Origin of the sequence: Paenibacillus mangrovi, assembly GCF_022898935.1 — a bacterium.
Taxonomy (GTDB): domain Bacteria; phylum Bacillota; class Bacilli; order Paenibacillales; family Paenibacillaceae; genus Paenibacillus_AQ; species Paenibacillus_AQ mangrovi.
The window spans coordinates 79,419-94,160 of the sequence record NZ_JALIRP010000016.1 but is presented as its reverse complement, the minus strand read 5'-3'; the positions used below and the strand labels follow the sequence as shown (position 1 = coordinate 94,160).

Sequence of the window (14,742 nt, the reverse complement as noted above, 5' to 3'; positions counted from 1 at the left end):
CGCTTGGTAACCGTCTCTCGGTTAGCCATGAGAATACGCAGTTCCTCGTATGCTTCTGGATGAAACCGAACAGGGGAGTAGTACCCGTTTTTGATCATATCTGCAATGACAAGGGCGTCCTTACGATCGCTTTTAGACGGTGTATTGTCCCGGTTTTCCTTGTTCTTTTTGACGAGATGAGGATTAACCAGGACGGCTTCAATGCCTTGAGCGACAAGCCAACGTGCTAGGCTGAACCAGTAGTGGCCGGTGGGTTCCATTCCAACTATGACGCTGCTCAGTTTGTAGGTTTTGAGCAGATCCTTAATCCAACGTTCGAACAATTTGAATCCTTCACGATGGTTACCGAATTCGATCGGAGTTCCCAGAGCAATGCCTCGAAAGCTGACAGCGCGGGCCACATGGACTTCCTGGGCGATGTCTACGCCGACGACCAAGTGATGAACGGTAATGTTTTCAATGAGTTGATTTTGCTTGTCCTGTGCTTTAAACTTCATAGTAGAGCGACCTCCTGATGGGCTTTTTGAGGCTTTTGACCTCGTGCGTAACCCCATCTTACAGAGGCGCTCGTTTTTGTTCAAACTCCAAATTATTCGTATTACAGGAATTCTAACGGGACACGATAGCTGAATATCATACTTGTCGAGCAGGCTGCCTAAGCCTGCTTGTTTTATTGAACTAAAGGGAAGGATAACGCAGCAAATGCAATATTAATGAATCTAAAAAAAAATTTTCGTGGTAAAATATGGGTAGTTTGTGCCTTTGGGAGCATCTGCTCAATTAAAGGGCAGAATTACGATGCTAAGGGGGGCTTTTAATACCTTTTCCATTCGATTGTATTAGCGATTTAAGGGGGGAACTTCAACTGGGATACGTGATGAAATGGGACAACGAAATGAGGAAATAATCAGAAAATACTGTGGAGGATTAACCATAGCGGCACTGGCTGAAATTTTCAATTTAAGTGAGGAACGAATTAGAGGGATAGTTTATGAAAGACAAAGTGACTAGGGGATGGTTGGAATGCTGTTGAAAAAGGCAGCACCTATTATTTGGGTACATTTTTATTGTGATTTTGGATATAGAGACAGTCTATGTTACGCTAACGGGTACTTTAGTTCAATAAACCAGCGGCAGTCTTGGACTTTATTTTCCAGTCCAAGACTGCCGCTAGTCTTATATTGAAGTCCAGTCTAAAACTTTATTTTCTTCGGACATTAAAACATCAATATGGCCACATTACCAGTATGAAGCTCTGGCAGAAACAAGGTTCACAATTTGTGATTCATGCTAATAAGAAGGCAACGAAGCGGAATTTTTTGATACAATAAAGGTAATGAGAAAGATTCTTAATTGGAGAGTGAATATCACATGAATATATCTGAAGCTATACGAACACGCAGAAGCATCGGAAAAGTAACACAGGAGGATATTCCTGTTGCGAAAATTGAGCAAATACTCGAGGCCGGGACTTGGGCTCCTAACCATCGGATGACTGAGCCTTGGCGTTTCTTTGTACTCAGAGGTGAAGGCCGGAAGGTTCTGGGTAAAGCTCTGTCCGATGTGGCGCGCGCCTCAGCTTCCGACCCTGAATCGCCGGAGGCGGCTGCTGCCGCGGAATCGGCAAAAATGAAACCAATGCGTGCACCGGTGATCATTACCGTCGCGGTGTCTCCGAAGGAGCATGAGAAGGTCATTGAGCTTGAGGAATACGGAGCGGTTTATGCGGCCATTCAAAATATGCTCCTTGAAGCCCATGGGCTGGGTTTGGGTGCAATCTGGAGAACCGGAGAGCCGGCATATCATGCGAAGATGAATGAGCACTTAGGACTTGGCACCAATGACAAGGTGCTTGGATTTATCTATCTTGGCGTTCCGTTGGAGGGGCAGCAGCTTCATGTTAAACGCAAACCGTTTCAGGATCTGACGGTATGGATCGACGAAGAGGGTCCGGTCGGGAAGCAGAAACAGGAATAGCATTTAGTCAACACCAGTTTATTTAAAATATCAGAAAGTATAACCTCTGGGAATAGGATTTATAAGTCTTGGGATAGCCGAAAGGCTGTCCCGTTTTGGTTCTTTTATACTGAACTGTTTGTTGTCGTATTGGAAAATATTAGATTTATAGGGATAAGGAAACATTAATTAATGCCCATTTACAAATATGGTAATACGATGGAATAATTGAAATGTAAAGAAAACTATAATGATAGAAGGAGTGAAGAATCATGTTAAAAAAAGGAAGTCTGCTGCGTTCGAATTGGCCTGTGGTTTGTACGACTCTTTTGGCGGTGGTCTGTGTAGCTCCGTTTATGTGGGGATCCAAGGCAGCGGCAGCAGAGGAGCCCGTGGTGACATGGGAAAAAACCTACGATAATTTGGGCGGTCTCATGAAGCATAGAGAAGATGGATTCTATTTTGCGCAACTCGAAGGCGATGAGATCAAGCTGGTAATGATGAACGGATCCGGCAAAGTTAAAACTCATAAGACTTTTGCAAAAAAGGAGATTGACCGACTAGCATCCTTCACCCAAAAGAAAGAGGGCGGATATGTGTTCGCCGGTTGGACAAAGGACAACCAACTCTATGTGATGGAGGTAAACGGGTCCGGAAAACTGAAATGGGAAAAAACGTTAGAAGGGAAATATGACAGTTTCCGGGGCGGTGTCGATGTAGCGGAACTGCAGAATGGCGATATCGTCTTGGCAGCGGAAAAAGATCTGCATTACCTCATTACCTATAACGATATCTATCTTGCAAAGCTGACAAACAATGGTGAAATCATATGGGAGAAGACGCTCGGAGATACCAATGATTATTATGACAAAGTGAGTAAAGTCGTACCCACCGATGACGGAGGATTCTTGTTTTTGGGGGAACTCGGGATAGCTGTAAAAGAAAAACCAAGTTATGGCAATTATACGGATATGTATGTAGTAAAATTCGATCCGTCAGGCAACCAGGAGTGGGACAAGACATACGAGTCAGGGCTAAATACCGAGCCCCAGGATGCGATCGAGACTGCTGACGGCGGCTTCCTGATCGCTGCGAACAATTACAGCGATTACACCATTGTCAATATAGACGGATATTTCAAGGGATACTACATGAAGCTGGACAAATCCGGAAAGCTGGAGTGGGACGCGACTCTGCCTGAATCGATCTCGGCAAGCAAAATCAATGATATCGAGCAAACGGAAGATGGCGGGTTCATAATTGCAGGAAGAGCGAACTACGATCTCGATCAGTGGACCTGGATCTATACAGAACATGCGTATTTCCGCAAGATTGATCAGAGTGGTCAGGTAAAATGGGAAAAAGTGATTGAAAAAGGCGATCGAGAAATCAAGAGTACCGGGGTGTTCCAAACGGAAGATGGCGGATATAGGTCGGTAATCGAGGAAGGGGACAAGCTGTGGCATGTCGTAAAACTGAATGAAAAATAAATCGGTACATGCGATCTGGTTTTTGCCTGGGGCGAAATTTCCGAAGCGGAATATTTGTACATGAAGAATGTTCTGCACAGACAGGTTTGACGCGAGAAGCAGGCACAAAGAAGGCCCTCTTGAATTCAAGAGGGCCTTCTTCATGTTACCCATGCTGGGTATGCTGCAGCGTTTGAACAAAAATTTGTTCAATATGTGTATCATCAAGCGAATAGTAGACCGTTTTGCCTTCTTTGCGGCGTTTGACAATTCTTAAATTCCGCAGATATCGGAGCTGGTGGGAAACAGCGGATTGACCCATGCCGAGCAGAATCGTCAAATCGTGTACGCACAGTTCTCTCTGGAGAAGCGCATCGATCAGTTTCACCCGGGTGGGATCGCTGAATGCCTTAAACCAGTCGGCTACCTGCGAGGCGGCTTGATCATCGATCAGTCCTTCTTTTATTTTGCTAAGCTCAGTTTCTGAACCCATGCAGGTTACATCGCATTCTTCAATCGGATTGATGGACTGTTCCATGGATTAATCACCTTTCTATCGGTTCCGTGTTCAAGCTGATTATCCCAATTATAGCAAAAGAACCTCTTAAACGAAATGATTACAGTTGGTATCTCCAAAGGTGATTTAAAATATACGCTCCCATGGTATACTATATGGAAAAGAGGAATTTATTGAGAAGGAGAGATGATGTTGGGCAAAAAGACGCGTATTACGGCACTGGGAGTCATCCTTTCAACGATGCTGCTTGCAGGCTGCGGAGCCAAGGAAGCTGCTCCGGCGGACAGTCATCAGGATTCCCATCAGCATGTAGCTGTGAATGGGGATTTACAGGAAATGACGATGGGAACGGACAAGCTTCCGACTTTTCTGGATTCCTTGGATCCGGCGCTGAAAACAGCTTATACGACGGCAGCCAGTGTGAAGGAAATTTTGGTTTCCATACCCTGCTATTGTGGATGCGGCGAAAGTGCGGGGCATAAGAGCAATCTGAACTGTTTTATTAAAGAAGAGAATGCTGACGGCAGTGTAGTATGGGATGATCATGGTACCCGCTGCGGCGTATGTATAGATACAGCGACGACCGTGTCCGAGCTCAGTAAACAAGGGAAATCGGTGAAAGAAATCCGCACGGTGATCGATAATACATACTCTACGGGCGAATATGCCGCTCCAACGCCGACTCCCGAGGTACTGTAGTTATAGAAAAAAAACATCGAAGCGCTGGCCCATGCCTGCGCTCTTTTCTTTTCACGAACCGGATTGAATTTAAGTCCTCAAAAAATGGATCATTATTTTCCCGATGCAGCTCATAATAGTATAATATATATAGCAAATATATATAAAGTATGGTGAAGTTTAATGAATATGAATACTCGGGTACCCTTGTACCAGAAAATCCAGCAATACATACTCGAACAGATCCGTACCAACGGGCTTCAGCCCGGCGAGAGGATTCCTACCGAAAAGGAACTGATGGAGCAGTTCAATGTCAGTAAAATTACGGTCGTTAAAGCCCTTTCCGGACTTGCGGACGAACATATTATTGACAGGGTTCCAGGCAAGGGAAGTTTTGTCGGCATGCAGAAGCAAGCGGAGCAGGTTGAAATGACAATTCCAGCGGCGATGCAAAAGTCGGAACCGAGTGCCCTTATTTCCACGAAGCTTATTGGCCTCATCATTCCCTCAATCCTGGACTACTTTGCTATTCGGCTTATCAATGGTGTTCAGACCACGCTGGGCAAGCATGGATACCGGATGATGATTTTGATGTCCGAGGGTGATATTGAGAAGGAGAAGGAAGCGCTGAAGACTCTACAAGCTATCGGAGCAGAAGGTATCTTAATTTTCCCTGTGGATGAAGAGCATTATAACGAGGAAATTCTGAATATGAAATTCTCCGGGTACCCATTTGTGCTAATTGACCGGTTTTTGCCCGGAGTAGAGACCGATTATATCGCGGCGGATGGTAGGCTTGGCGCCCAGCTTGCGGTAGACTATCTATGGGAGCTTGGACATCGGCAGATTGCGATCTGCTCGGATTCCCCGATCCAGACTTTAACTGTTCAGGAGCGGATCGAAGGGTATATTACGGCTCTGAAAAATAAGGGAGCGATGATTAATCCGGCACATATCATTACGGATTTTTACATTGAGAACCTGAAGGATGCGGAGAGCCATCCACTTTTTCGTTATATGCGCAACCGGATGGCGACGGCTTACATTACCTTGAACGGCAGACTCGGTGTGCAGATGTACCAGCTCGCCAGTCAAGCGGGTCTCAAAGTGCCTGATGATTTATCCATTATAAGCTTCGATGAGCCGACATCGGTCGTGGACGACTTCAGCATTTTCACCTATGTCAAGCAGTTCGAATATGAAATCGGATGCAAGGCGGCTGAGACGATACTGGATGTGATTCGAAGCGGTAGACATGAACAGGGAAGAAGCTACAGTAAAATTTTGCTGAAGCCTGAATTGGTACCCGGACATACGACCGGTAAGCCACCTGAGGAGGTTTGAACAGCTTCATGGCCCGTTTCACACGAAATCTTTTCCCATGCGGAAAAGATTTTTTGCGTTTCAGGAAGGTTGAAATAAAAAGTGGAATTGTAAACATCAACCTTTTTTGCAAAAATATATTGAACATATTAAATATATAATATATTATAATTCCAAAGTATGTAAAAAATGTTTGGCGAAGCTGAACAAGAAGTGGCTTTTTATTCGAAAAGTATTAAGGGGGGACAGATGTAAGAAGAGGGAACCAGACAAATGAACAATTTGCAAACGCTTACATATTTTTGCTGGTTCATTGACCAACAAGAAGAGAGGTGAGGTTCATGAAATCATCATTACTCTGGAAAAGGGTATGGCGACACAAGCTGTTCTATTTGTTCATGCTGCCGGGGATCGTATGGTTTTTTATTTTCTCCTATGTTCCGCTATATGGGCTTCAGGTTGCGTTCAGGGATTTTACATTTGTCGGCGGCTTTACCGGCAGTCCGTGGGCGGGACTGAAGTATTTTCACCAGTTTTTTGATTACTACCAATCCTCTGCAATTATTCGCAATACCATTATCATCAGCTTGATGAAGCTGCTTATCGGTTTTCCAATGCCGATCATCCTGGCTATTCTCCTCAACGAAGTCCGACATGTGAAATTCAAGAAAACGATCCAAACCTTATCCTATCTTCCGTACTTCGTCTCCTGGATCGTGGTCGTCACGCTGCTGCAGCGCCTCTTGTCCATGTACGGAGGACCGGTAAACGATCTGATATCTTCTATGGGCGGTGAGCCTGTCCAATTCATGAATAATACAACTTGGTTTTACCAATTGATAATCGGCTCTGACATCTGGAAGAACATTGGCTGGAATTCGATCATCTACATGGCCGCGATCGCCGGCATTGACCAGCAGCTGTATGAAGCCGCCAAGATCGACGGAGCAAGCCGCTTTCGTCAGATCTGGCATGTGACGCTCCCGGGAATTCGCAACATTGCGGTAATCCTGTTCATTCTCGCCACAGGAAGCCTCATGAGTGCAGGGTTTGAGCAGCTGCTCCTGCTGAGCGGACCGGCAACCGCCAATATCGGCAGTGTCCTGGACGTTCATGTCATTACCTCCGGGATCCAGCAGGGACGACTCAGTTATGCGGCAGCCGTGGGGCTGTTCCAAAGCGGCATCGCGTTAATCCTGATCGTCACTGTGAACTGGATTGCCCGGAAAGTCAGCGATGTATCACTGTTCTAAGGGAGGCTGGTATGAAGATGAAGACACACACTTTTTCCACATTCAATCTCATGAATTACATCCTGCTAACGCTGTTTGGATTTCTCATGATCTATCCGTTCATCTACATTCTCATATACTCGCTGAATGACGGGAAGGATTCGATGCTGGGCGCCCTTTACTTTTTTCCGCGCAAGTTTACTTTGGACAACTACGCTCAGGTGTTCGATAACAAGCAAATCTGGCAGGCCTATAAAATCACGATTCTGCGGACGGTCATCGGAACGGCGCTGCATGTGCTGCTTTGTACGCTGATGGCATACGCGCTGTCGAAAAAAACGCTGCCGGGGCGCTCGTTTTTCACCTTTTACATCTTCCTGCCCACCATTTTCAGCGCAGGATTTATCCCTTACTTCATCACACTGCAGCAGCTGCACCTGATCAACTCGTTTTGGGTGTACGTCATCCCGATGCTCTTTAACTTTATGCATATCGTGATTATCCGTACGTTTTTGCAGGGCATCCCGGAAGAAATTGAAGAATCCGCGCGGATTGATGGGCTGAATGATTTTCAAATATTCCTTCGGATCATCCTGCCGTTGTCCGGCCCGGTCATAGCAACCATCTCGCTTTTCATCGGGGTAGCCCACTGGAATGACTGGTTTACGGGTGCTTATTACGTCTCGGACAAAAATCTCATTCCGGTTCAAACGCTGCTGCAGCAGATGCTGACCGAAGCCGAGGCGCTGTCTTCCTCGTTGCAGAGAGCGGCGCAGCAGGGAGGACAGACTGTGAACGTCAACATGGCCGGCGCGACGCCGGAATCACTTCGCATGGCACTGCTTGTGATAACCGTATTTCCGATTCTATGCGTCTATCCATTCCTACAGAGGTATTTCGTCAAAGGTGTCATGATCGGTTCGGTCAAAGGCTGAGGATACAGGTTCCCATAGGGACTTGATCATATCATTTATTTTTGGGGAGGGTTCATATGGCTAAATTGCGTTTGAAAGCGGTCTGTTCTTTGATGGGGGTCATGATGCTGACCGGTCTGCTATACGGCTGTGGTGGAGGAGGGAGTGGAAGCGGAGACGGAGGCGGGGATGCTGCTGACGGCAAAGGAACCACACTGACGATTCTGAACAACTGGAACGGTTCATCCGGTCCGGACACCGACACGACCCCGGTCACGCAAGCGATTGAAGAAAAGACGGGGATCAAAATCAAGATCGACTATACCAAAGGCAGCGAGGTTGAGAAGGTCAACACGATTTTTACGACGCAGGATTTGCCAGATATCTATACCGGGCCAGCATGGGGTGGCGAACTGGACGGGATTATCAAAGCAGCGAAGGAAGGGCAGCTGGTGGATCTGACCGACAAAATCGACAAATATCCGAATCTCGCCAAAGCGATTGCCAAAGAAAACGTCCCACCTGCATTGTATGAAAAAGCCATCGGAGGCATCGGCGGTAAAAAGTATATGATGTACCAGAACCAGCCGGCAACGGGAAATGACGTGAATGACTGGCTGTATGGTTTCTATGTGCGTAAGGATATCGCTGCTAAAGTGGGCGTTGATCCCCAATCGGTGAAAACGAAAGAGGATTTGTATCAATTCCTGAAGAAGATCAAGGACGCGAATTTAACTGAAAACGGCATGCCTGTCATGCCGCTCGGTGGATTCCATGAAGGTTGGGCTGTCGGCATCGGGAACACTTTGTTCTATGGCACCAGCTATGTGGACAAAGGAGACGGAAGTCTGGAGAATGTGTTTTTTACCAAAGCCTATGAGGATTATACCCTTTACTACCGCAAGCTGATTACAGAGGGACTGCTCGATCCGGAAGTATTCACCCAAACAGACCCGATTGCGAACGAGAAAATCAAGCAGGGCCGGATTGCCGTGCTCGCCGCACACTACCCTGCCATTCTCGATGCATCCAAGGATTATGTCAAATCCCATCCGGGCTCGAATTATGTTCCGGTCGGACCGCTGGAAAGAGCAGGGGCCGAGCCAAACCGCCCTGTAGATTTGTCCATTCAGGGCAATAACGTGACAGTCATCACGAAAAAATGCAAGGACGTCGATGCTGCTCTCAAGCTGCTCGATTTCCTGGCTTCGGATGAAGGATTTTTGCTCGTACACTACGGTGTTGAAGGTGTGCATTGGGAAAAGGTTAACGGAAAACCTGTCGCCAAGAAGGAATGGTTCGATAAGTTCTACGAGGATACCACTGGAAAAGTGAAGAGAAATGAAGGGATCACCATCGGGCTCGAGAACATAACCGGTATGGACCGCATCAATTCGGTGGGCGGCGGAGATATCTGGGCGGATCAGGACCGCCTCGCAGCGATGGACAATGCGCGCAAAATACTGCGCCCGAACGGCATCAGCGTCATTTCGGCGTATAACCCGGGGGATGTGATCACTAAATCACCGGATTGGGAGACTCTCAAGCCATCCATGGACCAAATGGGAGATGTGTGGAAGCAAGCGATTTTCGCTAAATCAGACGATGCGGCACTGAAAGTGATAAACGATCTGCGCGATCAGATCAAGAAGACTGGATATGATGCTGCTATGCAGTATGTGAATGAACAATTGAAAGGAAAAGAAGTCGTTAAGCTCGCCATGCCGAACTAAGGAGGGATTTGCACTTGAGCCGTCACGCGAAAACTGCTCCGGAGTGGACGGGGTTTCAGGAAGCAAGACCCTACGGGCCTAAATATGATCTGCGTACCGATTTTGTCATGGTATACGGCATTACGGAGGATTTGCCCGAGCGAATTGCCGGATGGAAGCAGGCTGGGTACACGGTCCATCTGATGACGGGCGTGTCCTGGGGAGAATACCAGGATTATCTGTATGGCCGGTATGACGGCAGGAACCACTGGGATGAGGCCCAGATGAACCGTAAAGGCGAGCATATACTGCATAACGAGGACGTACCTTACATGGTCCCTACGATTTCGTTTGCAGAATACCTGTCAACGTATATCAAAAAGGCCATCGACGCCGGCGTTGAAGCGATCCATATGGAAGAGCCAGAGTTTTGGGCGGTGTCCGGATATTCGGAAGCTTTTAAAAGAGAATGGCTGAATTATTACGGGGAGGAATGGAGTCCGCCTCATGCTTCCTGCGACGCACAGTACAGGGCTTCCAAGCTGAAGGCAGCGATGTATTACCGGGCGATGGACCGGATATGCAGCGAAATGAAGGAGTACGCACTGACTACCTACAGCCGGACCGTTCGCTTCTATATTCCCACGCACAGCTTAATCAACTATACCCAGTGGAGAATTATCAGCCCGGAAGCAATGTTCGTTTCCATGCCTTCCTGTGACGGCTTTATTGCCCAGATTTGGACCGGAACAAGCCGGACGCCGAATTTATACCGGGGGGTTCGCCGGGAGCGAACGTTTGAAACAGCGTACTTGGAGTACGGGATGATGCAGGAATTAACGCGGGGCACGGGGCGCGAAATGTGGTTTCTTCATGATCCGATCGAAGACAATCCTGCATATACCTGGTCGGATTATGAACAGAATTATTTGGCGACTGTGACGGCGTCATTACTTCATCCCGGTGTGAGCCAGTATGAGGTTTGCCCATGGCCGCACCGCGTTTTTGAGGGAAGCTATTCGAAAGAAGACGGCGACGGGAAGGAGCCGATTCCAGCAAAATACGCCACTCAGCTGCTGACCGTCATGCATGTGCTGGGTGAAATGCATAAATACGGCGCAGATCAGCAGCATTCAGCCTCCACAACGGGAATTGGATTATGCCTGGCTAATTCCGCCATGTATCAACGGGGAGATGTTGAGCTAACTGGAAAAGAGGCTGGTTCTGGTTCTCGTTATGACGGCACGGTACCTTCCGATGCGCTCGGTGTTGAGGAAAGAAAACTGCTGGATTGGTCGGCCTTTTACGGTATGGCGCTTCCCTTGCTGAAATATGGAGTTCCAATCAGACCGCTGCAATACGATAATATATTGAATTTTCCCGGCTATCTTGATGATTACAGAGTAATGCTGCTCAGCTACGAGTTTATGAAGCCGGAACATCCAGGCCTGCATCAGGTGCTGGCGCAGTGGGTCGGAGAAGGCGGTGTTCTGATCTATATCGGGGATGGAAGCGATCCTTATCATCAGGTCAAGGAATGGTGGAACCGGGCATCACGACACGGCGCATACGAGCATCCCGAGGAGCATCTTTTTGAATCGATGGGGCTCGGCCGTGTACCTCTGGACGGGGTTCACACGGTTGGAAGCGGGGCGGTCATCCTTCACCGAAAGCACCCTGCCTCCTTGACAGAGACAACGGAAGGGGCGGAATTTGTCCTAGACTCCGTTAGAAAGGCGCTGGAGATCCGCGGGGAAGACAAGGATTTCAAGAGGAACGGCATGCTTGAGATCCAGCGCGGTCCATACCGCATTGCGCATGTGCTGGATGAAAACGACCCGCTTGAGGACAGCAGCATAGTGCTGGAAGGATCATTTTTTCAGTTGTTCGATGACGACCTGCCACTGCTGAAGAAAGTGGAATTGAAGCCGAACGACAATGTGCTGCTCTATGACCTAGACTTCATCCACGAAGAACCGAAACTGCCGCGTATTTTGGCTGCTTCGGCGAGAATTCGGCATGAAGAGCATTTTGATCATTCATTTGCCTGGGTTGCGGAATCTCCGGAAGGAATCGTGGTCAGTACTCGGCTGCAGGTACCGCAACGACCGCTTCAGGTTTATGTGGATGATGCATCTATATGCTTTGAATATGACGAGGAGACAAGAACTGTTTTTCTGAAGTTTCTAGGCAGCCCGCAAGGCAGAGCCGTCAGAATCGAGTGGGAATAACCAAAATCCCGTTGGCCGGTTGATCCGGTCTAACGGGATTTTTAGCTTACGTCGGTTCAACGACAGCTACCTATGCTAATAGAGGGAATCGGCGATAACTGCAAGATCTTCCTCATTGTACAGCGGTACAAAACTATGGTCTCTCACACGCTGGGACATGAGCAGATAGGTTAATCCATCCTTCCTCCAATAAAGTGCACTCATCGCGGAATCGCTTTGGATCCATGTAGGTGTGCCGTCTCGGAGTTTGGGGCCGGATTTCCCTTCAGGCTCGGATGTATCCTCAGAATTACTCTCAACCAGAATTAGCTGGCAGCCCATTTCCAGACTGGCATACGTGAGCTGGATCATATCAAACGGAGCTTTAATGATGCTGGCTGATGTATTCGTTGGCGGAAAGGGGAGCTTGATTTGCTTCACATTGAAGGAAACCTGTTTGATCGTATCCTCAAAAGATGGAGCCGATTTGTCGATATCCCACTTGAGGCCATCCTCAGTGATCACCATTCTCGTAGCATTTTCAGGTTTCCCATAGCCCGTGTCCGTTTTATCATTGGAACTGCAGCTTGTCAGAAGGATGAATGCCGATAAAATCAAAAGGATTCTTAAACGCTTGTACAATGTATTCGGCTCCTCTTTTCATAAAATTTAGTACATCTATTTCTCTCTTATATGGTTAAAACTGTATATATGTAAGAACGCTTTTTGAAGCTATAAAGTTATGATGCTTATTTCGGACTCCATGTCATATCCACAAAATAAATTTTGAAAGCGCTATTGTCAAAACGAGAAAGATGTGATATTTTATATGTGTAACCGGTTCCACATTGAGGAGAGAACGTAATATGGCAACCATTAGAGATGTGGCGAAGCATGCTGGCGTTTCGGTAGCGACCGTTTCAAGGGTTCTGAATGAGACAGGATATGTACATGAAGATACCCGCAAGAAGGTTGAAACCGCGATCCGGGAGCTGCATTATACGCCCAATGAAGTCGCAAGATCGCTGTATAAAAGAAAATCCAGGCTGATCGGTCTGCTGCTGCCGGACATCACCAACCCCTTCTTTCCCGAGCTTGCTCGTGGGGTGGAGGATGAAATGCAGGAGAATGATTTTCGGATTATTTTTGGCAACAGCGACGAGAACATGAATAAGGAAAAAGAATATATACAAACCTTTGAGCAAAACAACGTGGTTGGCGTTATTGCTTCCACGAATCATCCGGACTCCGATACATACCGGAAGCTCCGCATTCCGGTTGTGTTCCTGGACCGGACGGCCGACAACCGCCCATCGGTATATGCGGACGGCCGCGAAGGCGGAAAAATTGCTGCTCATGAGATGATTGCCCGCGGCAGCAGACAGATTACGGTGATGCAAGGCCCCAAACATATCCGCCCGGCACAAGACCGTTATCAAGGTGCGGTGGATGTGCTAAGTGAGCAAGGTGTCCCTTTTAATGTGATCATGACCTCGTCCTTTTCGTTCACAGAAGCGGGCATATGGGCAAAGGAACTGTTCGAGCAGCATCCCTATACGGATGGCGTCATTGCAAGCAATGACATCGTAGCGACGGCTGTCCTGCATGAAGCGCTCAGGCTTGGCAAAAAAGTTCCCGAAGATCTGCAGATCATCGGCTTTGACGATATTCCGCTCAGCAGCCTGCTGACCCCGTCACTGACGACGATCAGACAGCCCGCGTACGATATGGGTAGAACCGCGGCCCGATTGCTTATCCGAATCATTGAGAACGAAAACATAGATCAAAATACCATTCAACTGCCCGTTACATTCACGGAGCGAGAAACGACCAGAAAGGTGGAGCAGCATGGCTAAAATCATTGTAGTAGGAAGCTCTTCGATCGATCTTGTAGTTACATCATCCAAACGTCCGGGAGCCGGTGAAACGGTTCTCGGTGAAAGCTTCAAAACGGTACCCGGCGGCAAGGGCGCTAACCAGGCGGTAGCGGCAGCACGTCTTGGAGCCGAAGTGACGATGATCGGCCGTGTGGGAGATGATCACTTCGCCGAAGAAATTTTGAACAATTTCAAATTGAACGGTGTTTCTATCGACTATGTGGAACCGGTTACACATATGGAAAGCGGAACAGCCCATATTGTGCTGGCAGAAGGAGACAACAGCATCGTCGTTATCAAAGCAGCCAATAATGAGGTGACACCGGCTTATATCGATCAATCTATGAATGCTTTTCATGGAGCGGCGGACATGGTGATGATCCAGCAGGAAATTCCGGAAGAAACTGTGACTCATGTGAGCAGAGTCTGCAATAAGCTGGGTATTCCGCTGCTGCTAAATCCGGCTCCGGCAAGGCCGCTCGAGAGTGAAGTAATTGAAAATGCAGCTTATATCACGCCAAATGAGCATGAAGCCAAAATTTTATTTTCCGATCTTACCGTGTCTGAAGCGCTGCGCAAGTATCCGAACAAGCTGTTTGTGACAGAGGGAAGCAAAGGTGTTCGGTATTTTGACGGAATGCATGAAGTACTAGTCCCATCCTACAAGGTGGAAGCCGTGGATACAACAGGTGCAGGAGATACGTTCAACGCGGCATTTGCCGTGGCTCTGGCTGAAGGCAAACCGATTTTTGAAAGTGTCCGTTTTGCCAACCGGGCCGCATCCTTGTCCGTAACGAAGTTTGGCGCGCAGGGTGGTATGCCGACGCGCGAAGAAGTGGAGGCGCAGTTGTAAG

13 protein-coding genes are annotated in these 14,742 nt (G+C 47.8%); 10 read left to right on the top strand and 3 right to left on the bottom strand.

Going from position 1 to position 14,742, the window contains the following annotated elements; translation table 11 throughout:
- Positions 1-497: IS110 family transposase (locus MUG84_RS25080; protein WP_244730599.1), on the bottom strand; the 497-nt coding region annotated here is incomplete at its 3' end.
- A gap of 874 nt (positions 498-1,371) precedes the next feature.
- On the opposite strand from MUG84_RS25080, the gene MUG84_RS25075 reads away from it, so the two are divergent.
- Together MUG84_RS25075 and MUG84_RS25070 are read left to right on the top strand one after the other, a co-directional pair.
- Positions 1,372-1,977 (top strand): nitroreductase family protein, encoded by a 606-nt coding sequence (locus MUG84_RS25075; RefSeq protein WP_244730597.1) that lies wholly within the window; start codon positions 1,372-1,374, stop codon positions 1,975-1,977.
- Between the two features lie 251 nt (positions 1,978-2,228).
- A complete protein-coding gene (locus MUG84_RS25070) occupies positions 2,229-3,446 on the top strand; it encodes a hypothetical protein (protein ID WP_244730595.1) in 1,218 nt (405 codons plus the stop codon).
- A 145-nt stretch (positions 3,447-3,591) separates the two neighbouring features.
- On the opposite strand, the gene MUG84_RS25065 is transcribed toward MUG84_RS25070, so the two are convergent.
- Positions 3,592-3,963, bottom strand: a complete 372-nt coding sequence (locus tag MUG84_RS25065) for an ArsR/SmtB family transcription factor (protein WP_244730593.1) — start codon at positions 3,961-3,963, stop codon at positions 3,592-3,594.
- 165 nt (positions 3,964-4,128) lie between these two features.
- Between MUG84_RS25065 and MUG84_RS25060 the strand changes: the two genes are divergently transcribed.
- The 6 genes from MUG84_RS25060 to MUG84_RS25035 all read left to right on the top strand — a co-directional run bounded on the left by MUG84_RS25060 (position 4,129) and on the right by MUG84_RS25035 (position 12,032).
- A complete protein-coding gene (locus tag MUG84_RS25060; RefSeq protein ID WP_244730583.1) occupies positions 4,129-4,641 on the top strand; it encodes a PCYCGC domain-containing protein in 513 nt (170 codons plus the stop codon).
- Positions 4,642-4,803: 162 nt separating this feature from the next.
- Positions 4,804-5,964 (top strand): GntR family transcriptional regulator, encoded by a 1,161-nt coding sequence (locus MUG84_RS25055; RefSeq protein ID WP_244730581.1) that lies wholly within the window; start codon positions 4,804-4,806, stop codon positions 5,962-5,964.
- A gap of 320 nt (positions 5,965-6,284) precedes the next feature.
- On the top strand, positions 6,285-7,196 hold the full coding sequence (locus MUG84_RS25050) for an ABC transporter permease (RefSeq protein ID WP_244730579.1): 912 nt from the start codon (positions 6,285-6,287) through the stop codon (positions 7,194-7,196).
- An 11-nt stretch (positions 7,197-7,207) separates the two neighbouring features.
- A complete protein-coding gene (locus MUG84_RS25045) occupies positions 7,208-8,110 on the top strand; it encodes a carbohydrate ABC transporter permease (RefSeq protein ID WP_244730577.1) in 903 nt (300 codons plus the stop codon).
- 56 nt (positions 8,111-8,166) lie between these two features.
- A complete protein-coding gene (locus MUG84_RS25040; RefSeq protein WP_244730575.1) occupies positions 8,167-9,822 on the top strand; it encodes an extracellular solute-binding protein in 1,656 nt (551 codons plus the stop codon).
- Positions 9,823-9,836: 14 nt separating this feature from the next.
- Complete coding sequence (locus tag MUG84_RS25035; RefSeq protein WP_244730573.1) at positions 9,837-12,032, top strand: hypothetical protein; 2,196 nt, start codon at positions 9,837-9,839, stop codon at positions 12,030-12,032.
- A 75-nt stretch (positions 12,033-12,107) separates the two neighbouring features.
- Here the strand turns inward: MUG84_RS25035 and MUG84_RS25030 are convergent, their stop codons facing one another.
- Positions 12,108-12,653 (bottom strand): hypothetical protein, encoded by a 546-nt coding sequence (locus tag MUG84_RS25030; RefSeq protein ID WP_244730570.1) that lies wholly within the window; start codon positions 12,651-12,653, stop codon positions 12,108-12,110.
- Positions 12,654-12,877: 224 nt separating this feature from the next.
- Here MUG84_RS25030 and MUG84_RS25025 point away from each other — a divergent pair, with 224 nt between their 5' ends.
- Both MUG84_RS25025 and rbsK read left to right on the top strand, forming a co-directional pair.
- Entirely contained in the window at positions 12,878-13,867 is a 990-nt protein-coding gene (locus MUG84_RS25025) for a LacI family DNA-binding transcriptional regulator (RefSeq protein ID WP_244730563.1), read from the top strand.
- Positions 13,860-14,741 (top strand): ribokinase, encoded by an 882-nt coding sequence (gene rbsK / locus MUG84_RS25020; protein ID WP_244730559.1) that lies wholly within the window; start codon positions 13,860-13,862, stop codon positions 14,739-14,741. The genes MUG84_RS25025 and rbsK overlap by 8 nt, the downstream gene beginning before the upstream one ends.
- The last annotated feature ends 1 nt before the right edge of the window (position 14,742 follow it).

What these genes read in the sequence shown, in the direction of transcription:
- MUG84_RS25075 (WP_244730597.1), top strand. Translation starts at nt 1,372, where the DNA reads ATGAATATATCTGAAGCTATACGAACACGCAGAAGCATCGGAAAAGTA.
- MUG84_RS25070 (WP_244730595.1), top strand. Translation starts at nt 2,229, where the DNA reads ATGTTAAAAAAAGGAAGTCTGCTGCGTTCGAATTGGCCTGTGGTTTGT.
- MUG84_RS25065 (WP_244730593.1), bottom strand. Translation starts at nt 3,963, where the DNA reads ATGGAACAGTCCATCAATCCGATTGAAGAATGCGATGTAACCTGCATG.
- MUG84_RS25060 (WP_244730583.1), top strand. Translation starts at nt 4,129, where the DNA reads ATGATGTTGGGCAAAAAGACGCGTATTACGGCACTGGGAGTCATCCTT.
- MUG84_RS25055 (WP_244730581.1), top strand. Translation starts at nt 4,804, where the DNA reads ATGAATATGAATACTCGGGTACCCTTGTACCAGAAAATCCAGCAATAC.
- MUG84_RS25050 (WP_244730579.1), top strand. Translation starts at nt 6,285, where the DNA reads ATGAAATCATCATTACTCTGGAAAAGGGTATGGCGACACAAGCTGTTC.
- MUG84_RS25045 (WP_244730577.1), top strand. Translation starts at nt 7,208, where the DNA reads ATGAAGATGAAGACACACACTTTTTCCACATTCAATCTCATGAATTAC.
- MUG84_RS25040 (WP_244730575.1), top strand. Translation starts at nt 8,167, where the DNA reads ATGGCTAAATTGCGTTTGAAAGCGGTCTGTTCTTTGATGGGGGTCATG.
- MUG84_RS25025 (WP_244730563.1), top strand. Translation starts at nt 12,878, where the DNA reads ATGGCAACCATTAGAGATGTGGCGAAGCATGCTGGCGTTTCGGTAGCG.
- rbsK (WP_244730559.1), top strand. Translation starts at nt 13,860, where the DNA reads ATGGCTAAAATCATTGTAGTAGGAAGCTCTTCGATCGATCTTGTAGTT.